The organism is Psychrobacter sp. T6-5 (genome assembly GCF_052258485.2).
GTDB lineage: Bacteria > Pseudomonadota > Gammaproteobacteria > Pseudomonadales > Moraxellaceae > Psychrobacter.
Map to the genome: position 1 here is coordinate 1,380,524 of NZ_JBQQEY020000001.1, position 19,040 is coordinate 1,399,563.

General features: G+C 44.1%; 17 protein-coding genes. 6 read left to right on the forward strand and 11 right to left on the reverse strand.

The window, feature by feature from the left end; translation table 11 throughout:
- Positions 1–70: 70 nt before the first annotated feature.
- Together ACTXGK_RS20620 and ACTXGK_RS20625 are read left to right on the forward strand one after the other, a co-directional pair.
- Positions 71–1,336, forward strand: a complete 1,266-nt coding sequence (locus ACTXGK_RS20620; RefSeq protein WP_443516757.1) for a PQQ-dependent sugar dehydrogenase — start codon at positions 71–73, stop codon at positions 1,334–1,336.
- Between the two features lie 166 nt (positions 1,337–1,502).
- Positions 1,503–3,146, forward strand: coding sequence for a BCCT family transporter (locus tag ACTXGK_RS20625; RefSeq protein WP_443516759.1), 1,644 nt, complete (start codon positions 1,503–1,505; stop codon positions 3,144–3,146).
- A 121-nt stretch (positions 3,147–3,267) separates the two neighbouring features.
- Here the strand turns inward: ACTXGK_RS20625 and ACTXGK_RS20630 are convergent, their stop codons facing one another.
- The 6 genes from ACTXGK_RS20630 to ACTXGK_RS20655 all read right to left on the reverse strand — a co-directional run bounded on the left by ACTXGK_RS20630 (position 3,268) and on the right by ACTXGK_RS20655 (position 8,816).
- A complete protein-coding gene (locus ACTXGK_RS20630) occupies positions 3,268–3,609 on the reverse strand; it encodes a hypothetical protein (protein ID WP_443516761.1) in 342 nt (113 codons plus the stop codon).
- Positions 3,610–3,828: 219 nt separating this feature from the next.
- Entirely contained in the window at positions 3,829–4,125 is a 297-nt protein-coding gene (locus ACTXGK_RS20635; RefSeq protein ID WP_443516846.1) for a DUF3144 domain-containing protein, read from the reverse strand.
- 168 nt (positions 4,126–4,293) lie between these two features.
- On the reverse strand, positions 4,294–5,460 hold the full coding sequence (gene metK, locus ACTXGK_RS20640) for a methionine adenosyltransferase (protein ID WP_443516763.1): 1,167 nt from the start codon (positions 5,458–5,460) through the stop codon (positions 4,294–4,296).
- 496 nt (positions 5,461–5,956) lie between these two features.
- A complete protein-coding gene (gene nth, locus ACTXGK_RS20645) occupies positions 5,957–6,601 on the reverse strand; it encodes an endonuclease III (RefSeq protein ID WP_522910234.1) in 645 nt (214 codons plus the stop codon).
- A gap of 142 nt (positions 6,602–6,743) precedes the next feature.
- Positions 6,744–7,601, reverse strand: coding sequence for an RnfABCDGE type electron transport complex subunit B (locus ACTXGK_RS20650; RefSeq protein ID WP_443516766.1), 858 nt, complete (start codon positions 7,599–7,601; stop codon positions 6,744–6,746).
- Positions 7,602–7,925: 324 nt separating this feature from the next.
- Positions 7,926–8,816 (reverse strand): LysR family transcriptional regulator, encoded by an 891-nt coding sequence (locus tag ACTXGK_RS20655; RefSeq protein WP_443516768.1) that lies wholly within the window; start codon positions 8,814–8,816, stop codon positions 7,926–7,928.
- Positions 8,817–8,909: 93 nt separating this feature from the next.
- Between ACTXGK_RS20655 and ACTXGK_RS20660 the strand changes: the two genes are divergently transcribed.
- On the forward strand, positions 8,910–9,839 hold the full coding sequence (locus tag ACTXGK_RS20660) for a DMT family transporter (RefSeq protein ID WP_443516770.1): 930 nt from the start codon (positions 8,910–8,912) through the stop codon (positions 9,837–9,839).
- Positions 9,840–9,904: 65 nt separating this feature from the next.
- Here ACTXGK_RS20660 and nudC read toward each other — a convergent pair whose 3' ends face one another.
- The 3 genes from nudC to dnaQ all read right to left on the reverse strand — a co-directional run bounded on the left by nudC (position 9,905) and on the right by dnaQ (position 14,450).
- Positions 9,905–10,843, reverse strand: coding sequence for an NAD(+) diphosphatase (gene nudC, locus ACTXGK_RS20665; protein ID WP_443516772.1), 939 nt, complete (start codon positions 10,841–10,843; stop codon positions 9,905–9,907).
- Positions 10,844–10,974: 131 nt separating this feature from the next.
- A complete protein-coding gene (locus ACTXGK_RS20670; RefSeq protein ID WP_443516773.1) occupies positions 10,975–12,657 on the reverse strand; it encodes a hypothetical protein in 1,683 nt (560 codons plus the stop codon).
- Between the two features lie 149 nt (positions 12,658–12,806).
- Positions 12,807–14,450, reverse strand: coding sequence for a DNA polymerase III subunit epsilon (gene dnaQ, locus ACTXGK_RS20675; protein WP_443516775.1), 1,644 nt, complete (start codon positions 14,448–14,450; stop codon positions 12,807–12,809).
- A 388-nt stretch (positions 14,451–14,838) separates the two neighbouring features.
- Between dnaQ and ACTXGK_RS20680 the strand changes: the two genes are divergently transcribed.
- Positions 14,839–15,387 carry a hypothetical protein gene (locus ACTXGK_RS20680; RefSeq protein WP_443516777.1) on the forward strand — a complete coding sequence of 183 codons (549 nt, stop codon included), beginning with the start codon at positions 14,839–14,841 and terminating at the stop codon, positions 15,385–15,387.
- 74 nt (positions 15,388–15,461) lie between these two features.
- Entirely contained in the window at positions 15,462–15,767 is a 306-nt protein-coding gene (locus ACTXGK_RS20685) for a hypothetical protein (protein ID WP_394210640.1), read from the forward strand.
- Positions 15,768–15,925: 158 nt separating this feature from the next.
- Here ACTXGK_RS20685 and ACTXGK_RS20690 read toward each other — a convergent pair whose 3' ends face one another.
- Positions 15,926–16,405, reverse strand: coding sequence for a YkvA family protein (locus ACTXGK_RS20690; RefSeq protein ID WP_443516779.1), 480 nt, complete (start codon positions 16,403–16,405; stop codon positions 15,926–15,928).
- Between the two features lie 237 nt (positions 16,406–16,642).
- On the opposite strand from ACTXGK_RS20690, the gene ACTXGK_RS20695 reads away from it, so the two are divergent.
- Positions 16,643–17,920, forward strand: a complete 1,278-nt coding sequence (locus ACTXGK_RS20695) for an LD-carboxypeptidase (protein WP_443516781.1) — start codon at positions 16,643–16,645, stop codon at positions 17,918–17,920.
- 36 nt (positions 17,921–17,956) lie between these two features.
- On the opposite strand, the gene ACTXGK_RS20700 is transcribed toward ACTXGK_RS20695, so the two are convergent.
- The gene (locus ACTXGK_RS20700; protein ID WP_443516783.1) at positions 17,957–18,967 is read right to left on the reverse strand and encodes a GlxA family transcriptional regulator; all 1,011 of its coding nucleotides are present in this window, start codon (positions 18,965–18,967) and stop codon (positions 17,957–17,959) included.
- Between the last annotated feature and the right edge of the window lie 73 nt (positions 18,968–19,040).

The following is a 19,040-nucleotide window of genomic DNA, read 5'->3' on the forward strand; positions in this document are numbered from 1 at the left end:
ATCAAGACTATGCTATAAATAAATGGATGACCAATAAAATAAATGCCAATCGGATAGAAAGGACAAAACAATGACAGCCCCTATTGAACGTGTAAGTCTGCCCTTAACCTCGCCGTTACTCATTGCGGCTTTATTGTTTAGCACATCAGCTTGCTCCAATCCTGCAACCGTCAATACCAGTAACAACGTGCCAGAACAGAAAGAGAGCCAAACCTCTAAAGCAGATGTGCAGACAAGTGATGCTCAAGTTAGCGCAGACAAGCCTGAGTTCACAACCAAAGCGGTCGCAACTTTTGATGAGCCTTGGGCCATGACAGCACTACCCAATACAGATGGCAAAGCGCCCAAACTGCTGGTGACACAAAAAACAGGGGAGCTGTTCATTGTAGATACGGCGACGGGTAGCAAAACACAAGTCGCAGGCATCCCTAAAGTGGCCTACGGTGGTCAAGGTGGTTTGGGAGATATTATATTAGCGCCAGATTTTGCGACTTCGAAGGCTGTATATATCAGCTATGTAGAAGCAGGAAAAGGAGGTGATAGTAATAAGTTTGGGGCAAAAGTAATCAAAGCGACGCTTGCAGGATTAGGCACAAATACGCCCACACTACAGGCCATCACGCCAATTTGGGAGCAATCTCCAAAAGTCACGGGGCAAGGTCACTACAGCCATCGCTTATTGTTTTCACCTGATGGACAGTATCTATATATCAGCTCAGGAGAACGCCAGAAAAAAGAGCCCGCACAAGATATGAGCATGAATCTAGGTAAGATTATTAGGTTGTATGCTGACGGCTCGGTGCCAAAGGACAATCCATTTGTCAATGATAGTAATGACATTGCCTCTCAGTTTTGGACAATGGGCAATCGCAATGTGCTCGGCATAAGATTTGATGAAAGCGGCAGGCTTTGGGCGAATGAGATGGGACCAAAGGGTGGTGATGAATTTAATCTGATTGAAAAAGGCAAAAACTATGGCTGGCCGATTGTATCAAATGGTCGTAATTATTCAGGCACACCAATCCCAGATCACGACACTCGTCCTGAGTTTGAAATGCCTAAAATCACATGGACACCTGTTATCTCCCCATCTTCACTGAGTCTATATATGGCTGGTAGCCACAATGATTTTCCAGCATTACAAGGTGATTTTTTAATCAGTGGTTTATCTTCAAAAGCGCTTATTGTCGTAAGTGTCGATGAAGATAATGGTGCTACTGAACGCTATCGCTATGACATAGGTGAGCGTGTCCGTAGTGTATTGGCAGTTGATGGGCAAGTGTGGGCATTGGAAGATGGTGATGGTGGACGATTACTCAGATTGTTGCCTAAGTAATATCATAGCAAAGCTGCTTTTAGATCTGTATTTATGTAGACATTTTAAAAAAACTATCAATCTTATTAGAATAATTTAAAGGTTTTATCAAGTTTTATTTTGTAATTGATTGATAGTTAAAGCCTATTTTGTTAAGGTAATATTCCTTAAATTTTGAGACTTGCACATGGAAGAAGTAAAAGTAGGTAGATTAGGACCTTTTCCACGGGTGAGTAAACCCGTGTTTATTACATCGTCACTGTTGATCGTTGGATTTATTATTTTCGGTGCGCTTTTCACCGAAACAGCAGGGGCAGTTTTTAGTTTCTTACAGAATTTCATTACCGATAAGTTCGGATGGTTATTTATTATCTTAGTGAATACAGCGCTCGGGCTTTGCATTTACTTAGGAATGAGTCGCTATGGTGATATTCGTTTAGGCAACCAAACGGAGCGACCGCAGTACAATCTGTTTTCTTGGATTGGTATGTTGTTCTCTGCGGGTATTGGTATTGGTCTCGTTTATTGGGGTACAGCGGAGCCGTTGTATCACTTTATGGCACCACCAATGGGCGAGGCCGAAACGGTTGAAGCCGCAAAGCAAGCGATGAATATCTCATTTATGCATTGGGGTCTACACGCTTGGGGCATTTATACGATTGTGGCACTGTCGTTAGCATATTTCCATTTTCGCCGCGGTTTGCCTTTATCGATTCGCTCAACCTTGTATCCTTTACTCGGCAAAAGAATCTATGGTCGCTGGGGGCATACGGTCGATATCTTGGCCGTGTTCGGTACGATGTTTGGTGTGGTCACATCACTCGGGCTTGGAGTGATGCAGATCAATGCGGGACTTGAGAAATTATTTGGTACGCCGAATAGTCTCACTGTACAGTTCGGTTTGATAGCTTTCATCACAGCGCTTGCAGCCGCTTCCGTTATGATGGGTTTGGATAAAGGTATTAAGCGCCTTAGTGATATCAATATCGGTTTTACAATCGTTTTATTGGTATTCATGGTGGCTTTAGGGCCGACGCTCTTTATCTTTGATAGCTTTATCGAAAATATCGGTAACTATCTGACCGTGATCGTACCTTTGGGTACGTGGGGCGAGTCTTATAGTGGAACAGATTGGCAAAGTGCTTGGACGATATTTTATTGGGCATGGTGGGTGAGCTGGGCACCATTCGTTGGTATCTTTATTGCCCGTATCTCTCGTGGTCGTACCATCCGTGAGTTTACATTTGGGGTGCTATTAATCCCTATGCTTATTTTGTTTTTCTGGTTCACAACTTTTGGCGGCGTGGCTATTCACATGGAGCTGGCCTCTGCTGTGACAGGTATTAGCCCAGGATTGGTTGAAGCAGTACAAGCAGATACCGGTAGCGCAATCTTTAAGCTGGTTGAGTACTACCCACTAGCCAAACCGATTACATTAATGATTGTTGTCATGATTATGCTTTGGTTTGTGACTTCATCAGATTCGGCCAGTTTTGTGATTGACATGCTGACCGCTGGTGGCGATACCAATCCACCAAAGATTCAGCGTTTGTTTTGGGCAACCACAGAAGGCATTATCGCTGCTATATTGTTAGCGGCTGGTGGATTGTCTGCTTTGCAGGCAGCTGCCATCGTAGCAGGATTGCCATTCGCTTTAGTAATTTTTGTCATAATGTATGCGTTGTTGCGAGGACTTAGCCGTGACCGTTTGATTCTATATCGAGCGCAGCAAAGCTTTATCACAGATGAGTCGGCAGATCATAATTCTGCAGATGAGTTTGTTGATGAGCATTTACTCAAAGGCCCACCCAAGATTGTTAAGGGTGACTAAGCAGTAAAATCGTTATTTTAACCGTTGTTCTAATCGTTAATAAAAGCCCCAATTTATTTTTAAATTGGGGCTTTTTTATGGCTACTCAAATATCTTTTTTGGAATGAAACAGTTCTATGAATTAACTGCATTCACCTTTTGTATAACTAATGGCTTCAGGAATATTACAAGCTGAGCAAGCATTACCAGCAGTACGGTAACTTATCACTGAGCCAACTTTCGTTTTCACACAGACAGGGTCATATTGCATGGTACACATGGTGCTCTCAGAGTGAGAGGTTGGACATTGGGTTAGCGTGTTCTCTAGCATTTGGCTATTATTATTCGTGCTTGATTGAGTAGGCACAGTAGTCGGCATAGTTGTATTAAGTGTAGAGCTACAAGCTGTCAATGCTATTGCTAAAGATAATATAAATGATGATGGTTTCAGTACCGAGAGTCGTTTGGATAAGCTGTTTTGCATGATTACATTTCCTTATTAATGGCGTTCGATAGCGTCCTGCTATCGCTCGTGAGTATTATTGTGAGATCAATAAAGCGCTTAAGACATTATAATATCTAATCGATAGCTGTCTACTCAATCACTTTGCACAAAAAACCCAAGCTTAATTTAGCTTGGGTTTTTTATGTACTTTATTTGCTACTCTCTTAATAAAAGAGCATCTAAACGGGCGAGATTGGCTTATTCAGCTGGTTTGTCGTCTTGGTTTAGCTGCACGTATTTATCAAAGTTCTGTGCATAATCTGTCAAGTTGTCGCTTAACATCTGGCGATACTGTTTGACATAGAACTCGACGATATCGTCTTTTTCTTTGGCAAAATCATCGCCTTTCACAAATCCAATCGAGGCAACGGAAGCGCTATAGCGTGCGGCAGCATACAACAAAGAAGCACCTACCTGTCCTGAATGGGCATCAGGGCCTAGCTGACTATTGGCGACACCGATGATGGCATCAGCACGTTGATAAAACGCCTGCATTTCAGGGGTGATTTCAATGCTTGCATCCACATTGTTGTCTTGAGTGTTGCTGTTTTGAGTGTTGCTGTCTTGAGTGTTGCTGTCTTGAGACATAAGCTGCTCCTAATAATAAGTATCGATAATTTTAGTGTATAAAGACGGTTTGTAAATGATTCAACGTAATGACTCTTATAAACCAGCGTCTGCTTTTAAAATATCAGCTTTGTCTGTTTTTTCCCAAGTAAAGGCAGTTTCTGAGCCTTGACGACCAAAATGTCCAAAGGTAGCCGTCTGCTGATACATTGGTTGTAACAGGTTCAACATACGAGTGATGCCATAAGGACGTAGGTCAAAGTGAGTACGAATCAGGCGAATGATCTCATCGTTACTGATTTTGCTCGTACCAAAGGTGTTGACCGAGATAGAAGTTGGCTCAGCAACCCCAATTGCGTAGCTCACTTGTACTTCACAGCGATCGGCAAGGCCTGCTGCAACGATGTTTTTGGCCACATAACGTACGGCATAAGCAGCACTGCGATCTACTTTTGAAGGATCTTTACCACTGAAAGCGCCGCCACCATGACGCGCCATGCCACCGTAAGTATCAACGATGATTTTACGACCCGTCAAACCTGCATCACCAACTGGACCGCCAATGACGAACTTACCTGTTGGATTAATATGGTAGCGTGTACCCGCATGTAATAGGTCAGATGGGAGTACTTGCTTGATGATAGACTCCATTACTGCTTCTTGCAGATCAGACTGCGCAATACTTGGATCATGCTGTGTGGATAATACAACAGCATCGATAGCGACAGGACGGTTGCCATCATATTTTAAGGTTACCTGCGCTTTGGCATCGGGACGGAGCCAAGGTAGCTCGCCTGCACGGCGCAGCTCAGATTGACGCTCCATCAAACGGTGGGCATATTCAATAGGGGCTGGCATCAATACATCAGTTTCATTGCTGGCGTAACCAAACATTAAACCTTGATCGCCTGCACCTTGCTCTTCAGGGTCGCTACGATCGACACCTTGCGCGATTTCAGGAGACTGCTTACCCAGCATATTGATAACCGCACAGGTCTCACCATCAAAACCTAGGTCTGAATGGTGATAACCAATGCCGTTGACCGTGTCACGCACCAGACGCTCTAAATCGATATTGGCGGTTGTGGTAATTTCACCGGCAAGTATCACCGCGCCTGTTTTTACCAAGGTTTCGCAAGCCACACGTGCGTGTAAGTCTTCACGTAAGATAGCATCAAGGATGGCGTCTGATATTTGGTCAGCCATTTTATCAGGATGGCCTTCGCTCACAGATTCGGAGGTAAATAAGTTGTATTCACGCATAATGGGATCGCTTAATTGAATCAATAAAGGTAGGAAAAGCAACACTCTGGGTGCTGCTCTAATTAATGTTGACCACGCATTTACGCGGCAGATAATCGGTGTTTCTCAATGCTAAAAATCGGTGTTGAACAAAGTTTTTGTCATCAATTTGGTTAAAATCTAGGCCTACTATCATTCAACCAATTCATATATGCAACCAATTAATATATGGAGCAATGATAATAAGCTTTTATGGCTCTTATAGTAGAGAGTTAGGTCAATGTTCGCTCCAATAGTCTACTGTCAGTGTGCAGATTGCCTTATCAGAAGCGGGGTAATTGCCAAAATCTCTTAACGCAAAATAGGGTTATTCTACCCTGAAACGTTATAAAACTCTAGTGAGCAGCACTTGCTATACTATAAGAAATGCTCAACAAGTGATTCACTGTCGTAAAACGTAGGTACTTGCCAGTTCATGGCTACATAAGCTTGTCTTTGAGACAGGATTGTCACTACGTTATAGTTCTAAAAATGCCGCTTTATCTTTAAACATACATTCTTCATAAACGGGGCAAGCGCCGCATTGTGGCGTACGCGCTTGGCAGGTATAACGCCCATGCAAAATAAGATAATGATGCGCATCAACGATAAAATCATCTGGGATACGCTCGACCAGTTTGTTTTCGACGATAAGTACGTTTTTACCAGTGGCGAGTCCAGTACGATTGCCCACGCGGAAGATATGCGTGTCAACGGCCATGGTTGGCTGACCAAAGGCAGTATTCAACACCACGTTGGCAGTTTTACGACCCACACCAGCCAATGATTCTAGATCTTTGCGGTTGTCAGGGACGGTACTATCAAACTTTTCAATCAGATCGCGGCAAGTTTTAATGACATTTTTCGCTTTAGCATTATATAAGCCAATATTTTTGATATATGTCTTTAGACCTTCTTCGCCTAGTGCCAGTATCGATTCAGGTGTGTTCGCCACGGGGTACAACTGCTGGGTGGCAATATTGACGCTCACATCAGTCGCTTGTGCAGATAAGATAACCGCGATAAGTAGTTCAAAATTACTTTTGTAGTTTAATTCTGTGACTGGCTCGTCAATCGTCGCTGCCAACTTTTCAAAAAATGGACGTACATCGCGATTGGGCATTCTTCTAGAGGGCGGTGTATCGGCTGTTTTATGTTTGACCGTTTTACTCATGGTGTTTTAACTATTATTTTAGTGAGTGGTGTTGCAAAATTATATGCTAGCGATGGCATTTATATGAGTTATTAAAGTATCAATCACGTAATCAAAGCGTTACTTGTAATGATTCGAGCTCTGCTTGCAAGCCTTCAAGCTCTATTTGTTTTTTATCATTGGCGCGCACGCTGAGCTGCTTTTCGAGTTTTTTGATTTTGGTACGTAGCTTAGCCGCTGCAATGGTATTCTTTGCTTGTGCTTCGCTGATATTTAAAGATTGGTTCGCTGCATTGTTGAGCTTGGCCTCTACCATGCTGACCACAGGTTTGCTATTGCTGGTATCAGCCAGTTGTTCTGTCACGCGTTTGAGATGCGTGTGGTAGCGTTGTCTTAAATCTTCTTGTTCAGCTACTCTCTCAAGGGGAGAAAGCTCGCGCTCAACGACGACCAAGTCGATACAATCAACAGGGCAGGGTGCGATACATAGCTCACAGCCTGTGCATAAATCGGTAAAAATCGTGTGCATGTGTTTGCCAGTACCGACGATAGCATCCACTGGACAAGCTGGAATGCACTTAGTGCAGCCGATACAGTCGTCTTCACGAATCACAGCACGAACCTCTGTTGGACGTCCTGATGTCATGTCTATCGGCCATTGTGATGGCGCGGCTGTCAGATGAGTATCTACCCCAATTGTCTGAGCAATCGCATCAGTCACGGGTTGACCGCCAGGTACACATTTATTGTATGGCTCACCCTCTAATACGATAGCAGCTGCATATGGCAAGCAACCATCTGGATGCTCACAAAGTCCGCATTGCGTTTGCGGCAGACAAGCATCAACGCGTGCAATTTTTTCTTGTACATCATTTGGCAGAGTGTCAATGTGCAGCGACTTAAACAAGATCGGTAAGTCTGCCAAGCGTGTCTGTTCAGTACTTTGAGGATAGGTGTCGGTCTGGGACATGGTATTACTGGCCTTAGTATCGGTCATCATTAGCGATTGTCACTTATGTCTGTCAGTGGCTAGCTAGGTAAGTGACTATTCATTGCATATTCTATAGGCAAATTATGGGTCTTTATACTGACGTTCTATGTCAAATAGTCAATGACCCAGCCGTGTTGATCGCTGTTGCGCTGCGAAGATTAACACATTTAAAGCTGTAAAACATCAGGGTCAAAAACCTAGTCGAAACGTTAAAGTATAAGTATAAGTATAAGTATAAGAGCAATGATATCGTGATGTACTTATTCTTAAAATGGTGAGCGTTTGCGGAATGTCTACTTACGTCTACTTGCCAAAACGCTTGAGGATAAAATCAATCAATAGATGCATGCGATGCGGCATGTTATCACGGTCGCGATAGAGCATCTGGCAGCCTCTAGGTTGATTATTCCAATCAGGCAATACTTGTTGCAAACCGCCTGATGTAATCAAAGGCTGTGCATCATAATCGGGGATGAAACCTAGACCGATACCATCCGCAATAGCCCCCGTTAGTAAACTAATATTATCAACCTTTAGACGTATATTGTTTGTTGGCTGATGCGTTTGTACCTCGCCCGTTGTACGATGCTGTAGATGCCAAGTAGACATAGGGGTGCACAATACCGTAGGGTAGCCTACCAACTCATTGGGCGCTTGGATACCAGAGACATCGATATCGCTGGCTGCACAAATTATAAAGCGAATATTGGTCAGTTGACGCCCAATCCAATGATCGGCACTGTGTTCACCAATACGAAAAGCAATATCAATAGCTTGCGCGTCAATATCAATGGTCTGATTTGATAAGCGCAAATCTAAATGGATATCCGGATATTGTTTTAAAAAAGCATTGAAATGAGGCGCTAAAATATCACTGCCAAAATTGACAGGGGCGCTGATTCTGATTGTGCCTTTGGCCTCATTTTTATCTTGTAGTAAGCAAAACGCGACGTTTTCTAACTCATCAAACAGATGGGCGCTGCTCTTATAATATTGTTGCCCTGCATGGGTCAATTGTACACGATGCGCATCTCGGTTGAGCAACCTAAGTGCCAGATCTGCTTCTAGTTTGGCAACGCGGCGACTCAATGTCGATAGGGGCATGTCAAGCATTATAGAGGCTTGGCGAAAGCTGCCGTAGCGGACAACCGCGCAAAAACTGCGCATGTCATCGAGGGAGTAGTTAAATTTCATATTCGGAATCTATGCTCTCGTTATTGCTTGTTTATACCGTATTTAAAATATATACACTGGTGGTTATCTTTTCGCAAGTTTTTTGGATGTAATATGAGCCGTTCAGCGAACACCACCGCCGTCCTATATTTATTACTGTGTACGTTTCTCTGGGGCGCATCCTTTCCTGTTGGCAAGCATGCCTTGAGTGAAGTTAACGCTTTAACCTTAGTCATGTGGCGTTTTAGCATCGCCTCAGTGTGTTTGTATCTTTATACAAAATATAAGCACATGCCAATCCCTAGTCTTACACCCAAACAATGGGCGTGGGCGATTGGTGTATCCATCATTGGTGTTGGCGGCTTGAACTTAGGCTTGTTTACTGGGCTTGAACAGACCAATGCTAACAATGGTGCGTTGATTATGGCGCTCAGCCCATTGGTGACTTCTCTGATCGGCTCTGTGGCGCAGCGACAGTTTCCTACCAAAGGCGCGCTGTTTAGTTTGGTGGTTTGTCTCTCTGGCGTACTGCTGGTACTGACCGATGGCGCATTTGCTAAACTGCTAGGGTTTGAATTTAACCACGGCGATCAAATGATCTTTTTAGGTATGCTGTGCTGGAGTCTCTATACCTATCTGACCCAAGGAATCAGCCGTTGGATGCCGATGATTCCTTATACCTTGGTCGGTATGCTGTCCGGTCTTGGGGTGATCTCGCTCATGGTGTTATTTAGTGCAGAGGTACATCCACTGCAAGAAAGCCTAGCCATCAGTCGCAGTGTCTTTGGTGACCTGATATTTATTGGCGTTTTCGGCACAGTTGGCGGCTATCTACTATGGATATCAGGCGTTAAGCAGTTGGGCGCTGCCAATGCATCATTATTCTTTAATTTTGTGCCCGTGTTTGCTGCGCTCACTGCCTTTGCTTACGGTCAGCAAGTGACTGCTTTACAATTATTAGGCATGGCGATTGTGATTGCAGGGCTATTGATACCCAGACTCGTCAAATGGCAACATCAGCGTCTGACCGTCCATAATATCTAAGTGAGACGCAGTAGGTACTGACATTAGCTGCTAAAATGAGCTGCCAGTGTCAGTGTCATTTAATTTCATAATAAAATGCCTTGCTCTTTAGCAATCTGATCGATCAATTCTCGAGCAATACTGCCCTTTGGCGGAATCTTGGGCAGATTTGAGAGATCAAAAAAATCAGCATGCGCCAGCTCGTCTTCTTGAATAATAATATCGCCACTGGCATAAGAGGCACGGAACCCAAGCATCAAATTGGAAGGAAATGGCCAAGGCTGACTGCTCACATAGCGAATATCTGCCACGCTGATATTGACCTCTTCTGCCACTTCACGTACCACTGCATGCTCTAGGCTTTCACCGACCTCAACAAACCCTGCAATCAAACCATACATGGGCGGCAGTTTTTGCTGTCCATGTCGATGGTGGTGCGCGAGTAAGATTTGCATCTCACCTGACACTGGGTTTGGGCGAGTAATCGCTGTAATCACGCACGGCTGCACGCGAGGATACTGGCGCAGCTGGCATACTGGACAAACCATGGCGCGCTCGCCTTGGTCAGCATGTACGGTAGGACTGGCACAGCGACTACAAAACTGCGTATCTGCCTGCCACCTTAGTAACTGTATCGCTTGGCTAATCTGATCTGATAGGGCGACAGGCAGGTGGAGCATCAGCTGTCGATAAGGGACAAACGTATCAGTACTGCTTTCGGCGATGATAGGCAGCGTCACGTCATGAGCGACTGCATAATCATAAGTCATAGCAGTGGTGGACGGCGCAGTGAAAGTTTGGTCAGTGTTATGACTGATCAAATCAGCTGAAAGGCTAATATTATTATCACCAGATTGCCAATGATTTGGCGATAGACTCTCATGTAATGTCACGCGACCGAGCCGATACGCTTGCTCGTCTGATTCAGTACTACTCTGTGGTAGTTGGATTTGTAATGGCCACCAACCATCTGGCATTTGACGGCATAAAACGGTGTCATCACTCAATATAAAAGCATGGGCCATAAAAGATTCCAAACAGTTCGAAGCAAGTCCGTATCGATTTAGATACAGACTTATTTAACGTGAAGTATTCCGATTAAATTTCATCGCCGCAAAATGACAAAATGGCGACGATAAAACCTGTGCAAGCAGTACTAAGCCGCAAGTAGGTGACTCAAGCTTTGCTGGCCAACGTCAAGTGCTTGTTTGCTGACAGGGCGATTGTTCTCAAAACCATCCAGATGATGATCGACTGCCATAATAACATCAGCAATATAAGCCAGTGTATCGTCTTCAATACGTCGTCCACTCTCTATGCGTTTTTCGATATAAATGGCTAATTGACCAAGCATGCTGGCGGGTGTTGGTAACTGTAAAAAGCGCAATGCACCTGCTACTTGGCGCATCATTCCCGGTATATTTTGGATATTAAGCATGTCACGCTCAGGCTCTGCCAAATAGTCACTGATGGCTTGTTCGGCACTGGCAATGGCGGTACGGCTTTCTTGTATTAAGGTATCGTTTGCCGTATTGAGCTGATGCAATGAGATATGTTGGTTATTCAATGGTAAATAAATCGCCCCAGGAGTATGCATTTCCGCCATGGCAATCGTAGCGTTCTCTGCATGCATCAATGCCAGTAGCAAGTGATCAAAATCATCTGGCGAAGGTGCCTGCCAACGGTTGACCGCACTTGCTGCTGTGCTAAGACTATCAGCTGCATTGGACAGTCCTAGCAAGCGTAAGGCTGAGCTCAGTTCAGTCAACTCTTCAACGATCTGGGCAGTTTGCATATCAACAGGGTTGATGGAGTCGCCGCGGGCGTAGCTATCCACATTTTCTTTGATGGTATTAATTTGAGATTGAATGATGTCGTTCAGCGTATCGGTCAGCGCGCGATTGGGACCAAACAAGAAACGCTTCATCTCCTCGAGCTGAGCACCTTCTAGATGGTTGCTTGCATACTGCTCACGAAGCTGCTGCGCCTCAACCGTATCACGCTGACAGGCAAAATTGACCAAGTCTGCAAAACGTGTGTCCATCACTGGTAAGTAGCTTTGAAATTGCTGTTCTAAGTAAATCAGCGTGTGTTTTTGGCTCAAGTTCAATGGCAAGACCGCTGCGATATTGGTCACGGCAGTAGTCGCTGCCTGCCAAAACAGACTGTTGGTATTTGCTGCGATCAACGCACAGGCAGCACTCATGGCATCGAGTTTTTGCTGATCGTTTGAGTTGATGTTGCCGTCTTGATTGAGTAGGACAACACCCAGACCACTACGGTAAGCGTAAGTTAGCAGCTCTGTGTCTAGGTTAAGTGTGCTTAGGGGTTCGAAGTTTTTTTCAGGGTTGGCAATGATGACGCTACTGCTGCCAAAAGCAGAAAAAGACTCTACGGTTATGGGTGCTTTTTGCACATGAGCATTGAGCTTGTTAACCACTGGCAATAACAAAGTAGGCTCTACCGACTCAGTCAATAAGACAAACTCGACATAGCGATCTAGAGTCATGATGGCTTCTGATAAATCCATGATCAGCGCGGTATCATCATTATCGCCACTATCATAAAGGCGCTGCAAACCATCGACGATTGCATTGTTTAACACTTCCGCACCGACAAGAGAAATCAGTTTAAAAATACAAGACAGCTGCTTTAGTACGTCAATAGAATCTGCCAACAAAGGCGCTTGGCTACTATCATCATTGAACTCGCTCAGATGAATCTCAGTATCTTTAAGCGTTGCGATAACCTCATCATGTAATAAATGAAGTGATGGTAGGTTAAAATCAGTAACACTAAGCGTTGGGGCGGTTAACTTCATTTGCGCAGACTGGTCCATAAGTATTTTTCCATAATGTACTGATGAGAATAGCAATGGTGTAAGTAGGATATTAAAAAATTGGTGTTAGTGATGTTTTAACGCTTTATATGACAATAATCAAGATTATATTGTACAAATGTCAGTGTAATACAGGCTTGATATAACAGCTACATATTGGCTTTTAGCTCAGGGTAGTCCTCTGCAAGAGAGCCGTACCAGCTTTGATTGGTAGTCTCATCTGACGTCGACGCTAGCAATAAATTGGCCAAATTGGCAAAGCTGGCATGGGCAGTCTGCCCACCATCTGATTGCGTGTCCTCTTCAATGGCGAGCGTCACTTGTCCACCAGTCATCGCCAAATAAACTTCGGCTAAAATCTCTGAGTCAAGTAAAGCCCCGTGAAAGGTACGGTCTTGTTTACCAACGTCCAAACGACGTACGAGGGCATCCAATGTGTTCTTTTGTCCGGGGTACTGCTGCTTTGCCATGACCAGTGAATCAGTCACTTGTACGCGCTCAGCAAAGTCATTTAGACCAACCTTAGCAAACTCCATGTTTAAGAAGTTCATATCAAAGGTAGCGTTGTGAGCGATAATCTCAGCACCATCCATAAAGTCGTATAATGACTGAGCAACTTGATCAAAAGTAGGCTTGTCGGCCAAAAATGCCTCAGAGATACCATGAATGCGAATGACTTCATCATCCATGCCGCGCTGCGGATTGATATAAACGTGTAGTTTTTCACCAGTAAATTTACGCCCAACCATCTCAACAATACCGACCTCGATGACACGGTCGCCCTTTAGTGCGTCAAGTCCTGTGGTCTCTGTATCCATGATGAGCTGACGATTTGCTTCATGACGATGTATCGGTTTTGGCAATAGCGGTTTGAAATGAGGATTGGCACGGCTAGTATCCCCATCGAACTTGGGTGCATCATTATCTATAGGTGACATATCACTAGTCATGTCGGTATCATTCATGGGTGTTTGGGCTTCTGGCATGGCTTTGTTACTCATCGTGTTGGGTGCGTTGTCTTGATAGTGGGCAGTCTCTACCATGACATCATCATTCATCATACGTTTTTCATGGCTATGGTGACTGTCATTGATTAGTAACTCATCTTCTGACACATCCTCATCAAACTCGTCATCTACCATATCTAGACCCAATGGGTCGAACTTTAGCCAATCATCATTGGTGACAGGTTTTTTATCAGTCGCTATGCGGTCTTTTTTTTTAGGTGCGTCTGATTCTTTTATCACAGGTTTTTGTGTTATAGGGTCTTTTATCATAGAGGAGTGACCACTGTTTGACGTAACCCCTAAGTTTGCCAGTTCATCTGCTTTTTCATTACCGGCATGTCCAGCGTGACCCTTAACCCAATGCCAATCAACATCACGCTGTTGACATAGCATATCCAATTGTTGCCAAAGGTCTTGATTGGCGACCGGCTTTTTACTGGCTGTTTTCCAGCCTTTTTTCTTCCAGCCTTCAATCCATTCGGTGATGCCTTTTTGGACGTAGCTGGAGTCTGTCCAAATCTCAAGTTTTTGCTCATGTGAGCTATGTGTTAGGGCCTGTATCGCACCCATGAGTTCCATGCGATTATTGGTGGTTGCCGTATCACCGCCATATAAATCCTGCGTGCTACCATCGCTAAATATAAGGTGAGCGCCCCAACCGCCAGCGCCGGGATTGCCTTTGCAGGCACCGTCAGTATACGCTACCGTTGTGTTTTTCTTGGCGGCTAACGGCTCAGTTGCGTCGCTTGTATGAGAGTGTGGCATGGCGTTACGGTTGTCTGACATAGAAATGTATAAACCTAATAAATAGTAAGCATAAAAGTAGTATTAGAGCATCGCACTCATGCTAATTGAACGATGCTAGTGCCGCTGTGAGTATAACAAATCTATCGTAAATATGGGTGGTCGTGACGCACAAAATCGCAAAACCAGCGATGGTAATGCATAACACAATAGTAACCTGATTGTTTTCTGTTAAAATAGCTTGGTTCGCTAAAAAACGTCTATTTTTTCACGAAAATGCTTTTAAAGAAGCCAATACCAGCGCGCTGTCTTTGTCACATTTGTCACAATAGTATCTACAGAAAACATTTGTAGATAGCTATTTGATAGTTTTTTTATGATAACGCGCTCAATGCAAGTCTCCCATACATGACCGCAGGATAGCTTTATTATGTCTTTATGCTCAGATGTTTTTTATAAGAGACTGACGTATCTGATGCTCAGTGCTACGGCCAGCACAGCGCTTCTTTTGAGTGGCTGTAGTGATAACAGCAGCACTCAAGCAGATACTGAAGTTGCAGCAGATTTATCTGTCTTTGCCGGTTGTTATACGGTGAGTCAAGATGAGCCTGCGCAAATAAAGGTTAGCCAACAAGAAGGCGCTTGGGTGATGCAGATGAAAGAGCCTGCAAGTGCTAAGCGTGTCTGGGATGAGCCTGAAGCGTTAGAAGTGATTAAAAATAGTGACATACCGCAGTTTTTCTCTATTGATCCGGATAATGTTGATGCGGTCATTGGACGTCCTGATCGAGTACTCGTGCTAGCGCATGTCAAGCCTGCCTATGCCAATATTGACCCACTATTAGACAGTGAGTATCTGTCTTATATCTACCGAGGTGCTAACACCATTTATCGAGTAGAGTGTGACGACGTCAATACCGATATATTGGCCAATCCACACGCCAACATCATTATCGATAATGTGAATGAGAGCAATTAGATATCATTGATGATCAATCGTATTTGTCCAAAACGGTCTTGCTACCAGCCGTTAAGTCAGTAGAGTAAAGCTATATGAATTTTTTTAGTTATGTCGTGTTAGGTGGGTTTTCTTATGCCGCGGGTTGGGCGATAAGAACGTATGTATTAGAAAAACAGCCCAAGACTGACCAGCCTTATAATCTCAAGCATCCTGCTATTTTGGCGTACTTGGGTGGGTTTTTTATCGTTATGCTGATTGTTTCATGGTTGATTGGTCGCTATGCGCTTGGTCATGCTGCGATCGATTTACCATTTATTATTGTCAACAGCCTCGTAGCAACCTTTGTGTATTCGTTCGGGCTCAATCCAGAAAAAGCAAGCTATGATGTGCCGAATTAAAATCTGATGTTTGAAGGTTTAACCGTTCAGCATCAGATTAATTAAAGCAACAAAAAGCCACAACCAGTGTGAATGGCTGTGGCTTTGTTTAAACTGCAATTCTTGAGCTGTTAAAGAGTTAGCAGTTAAGACATAATTAGTAGTTAAGATATAACTAGTTACGAAGCCTTTTTGAGATCAGTACTGGTTTCATTATCATCTTCTTCATCAGTGCTGGTCTTATCGTCACTGATGTTGTCAGTGTCTTTTTCTTCTACTGACTTACTTTTGGCATCCGCTTGCTCTTGTTTCCATACTTTATATTTTTGCAAATCCTTTTGGGCTTGTTTCAAACAAAATTTGAGTACAAGCGCGTCATCGATATAGCCGATAAACGGAATAGAGTCTGGAATAAGGTCAATAGGGTTTAGCGTATAGATTGCCCCAACTACGCCAGCTGAGATGGTTCTAAAAGGAATTTTACGATAGTCACCTTTATAGTAGTCCTTGATTAGACTCATAAATAGCATCAAGTCATCGCTAAAAGGTTCAAGGTAGCTATTGTCCTCTAACTTTTCTTTAAGTTTGTCTTCTTTTCCAATCAAGTATTTCAAATTAGAAACAAGTGTTTTTTCTTTATCATTTTTCTTAGTAAACATAATTGTTGCCTTTGTTTATTTGCGATGAATTTGTATCTACAGTAACAAACATATTCGCCCCATGTTGTGTATCTCGGTAGCGAAAAAGTAAATATAGGTAAAGGCTTGGGTAACTTGACTATTGGCAAGATGCGTTACAATGCTTGAGTATGACAGTGTCGTTTGTGATGTGCGCTGCTGCAAAAAGATGACAATGCATAAACCATAAAAACAAAAATATATAGGTAGTAACAACGTATGGGTTCAAAAACACCGTCTATCCAGCAGTCAATAAAAAATAAAAACCTACAGTCAAACCTAGATAATGAGCTTAATGTTGGCTTAAATCGTCGACAGTTTTTGCGCCGAATAGGGGTTGGCGCAGGTGCTGCGGCATTGGCGACTCAAAGTATTTCTCACGTGTTGGCTGCTAGTCCCATTGAGTCTAATAATAGCTCGCAGCTGACCAAAGACGATCTGCCTGCGTTGTTGGATGAGCGCTCAGCACAAACGTCCTTAATCACAAACTGCACCACGCCTACGATTGAAACCCGACTTTTTGCCAGCTCCAATGTGGGCGGTAGTGATGAGCGCAATCAGTTGGCATTAGATCGTATGGCTTGTGCGGGATTTAAAATAAGTAATCCTGATATTACCAATCGTCAGTATTTGCGCTTTGCGGGTACGGACTCGCAGCGTGCCAGTGATTTTCAAAACCTTGCGACCGGAGCGATAGCAGCGCCAAAACTGTTGCTGGGTGTGCGCGGTGGTTATGGTGCAATGCGAATACTGCCGATGATTGATTGGATGACGTTTGGGCGTATTATGAAAGAGCGCGGTACGATACTCGCAGGGTTCAGTGATGTGACTGCTATTCAGTGTGCGCTACTAGCAAAAGGCAGTATGAGCTCACTTGCGGCACCGATGCTATATAGCGAGTTTGGCAAAACAGCACCTGATCAAATCAGCTGTCGGCAGTTTGCCCAAGCACTAACCAATCCTAACCTCACGATCACCATACAAGATGCGTCTTTAACCAGTCAGCAATTGCCTACCATACTCACAGCGGGCGAGCCTAAAGTGCTCACCGGTACGATTTGGGGTGGTAACTTGAGTGTGGTCTCAGCGCTGGCTGGCAGTGAGTATTTGCCGCGCATTAAGGGCGGTATTGTGTTCTTAGAAGACGTGGGCGAGCAGGCTTATCGCATTGAGCGCATGTTATATGACTTGTACTTAGCGGGCATGTTTAAGGGTCAGCAAGCGATTGTATTTGGCGCATTGTCTGGTTCGGGCGAGGACAGCTACGATAAGCGTTATGATGTTGCTACTGTGGTTCGTCAGTTGCACAAATTGACAGGACTGCCCATTTATAGTGGTATGCGTTTCGGTCATATTGGCAAAAAACATAGTTTCCCGCTTGGTGCGACTTGTCAGCTGACTCCTAACACAGTGGGTGGCTATCAGTTAGCATTCACTGATTATCCAACTATCAAGGCAGATGCTATCCACGTAGAAGGGTTATGGCAGACGGTTTAAACGCTAAGTATCTATAAACATTAGACATGACCAATCTTAAATCGCCAATCGCGAAAATTTATCTTGATACTCTTTGGGCGTTAATTCTGTCGCACGTTTGAACAAGCGGGTGAATGATGAGATATCTTCATAACCCACTTGATCCGCCAGCGACTTTATCGTCACATCGCCCGATTCCAAGAGGCGTTTTGCTTGCTCAATTCTAACCGCTTGAATGTACTCAACGGGTCGCATCGCCACGCTAGCTTGAAAGCGTCTATTCAAGGTACGTGGGGTGATATTTACCATGGCAGCCAAACTACTGACTTGTATTGGCTGCTGAAAGTTTTGTTCGATAAATTCTTGGACTTGTTCGACCAACTGATCGGAATGTGGCTTGTGTAAAGTCACGTTGGTATAGCTATTCTGATTGCCTCGTTTGCTATCAATAATCTGGGTTTTTGCCACCTGTGTAGAGATTTCTCGCCCGCAGTAGCGCTCTATTAATAACAGTCCTAAGTCATAAAAAGCACTGCCGCCTGCCGCACAAAAAATATTGCCAGACTCATTACTTGAATGAGTAACAAACTGGTTCTCTTGTAAGTCCACCAGTGGAAAGTCTGCCTTAAACTTATTGGCATAGCCCCAATGAGTCGTGGCGACTTTATGATCTAACAACCCTGCCTCCGCCAAGAAAAAAGCCCCGCTACAGTTGCTCGCAATATCCGCGTTGGTATTCGCCAGTCGTTTTAAATGCGGGAGCAGCTCACTGTTTTGCTTCAATACCTTATCAATAGAATCGCCAATAGTGGGTACCAGTAACAAGTCGCACTCCGTGACATCTTGGATATCGCAATGGGCATGAACCATTAAGCGATTGCTACATCTGATAGCGCCGCCGCCAAGGCTTGCGATCTGCACCTTAAATCGTGGCTCTACGTCCTCATCTAAAAATCGCTGCCAGCTGACCCCTGTAAATGAAAACAGATCTAAGGCGCCAGCGAGCACGCTTCCAAGTACACCATCGAAGCCAAGAATGATCACTTTAAACGGTTTGAAATAAGGCATAAGTCTCTCGTGTCTTTAGGTGTGCTTATCAAAAGTAGGGTGTTTTTAATGAATTTTTCTTAAAATTTTGTCT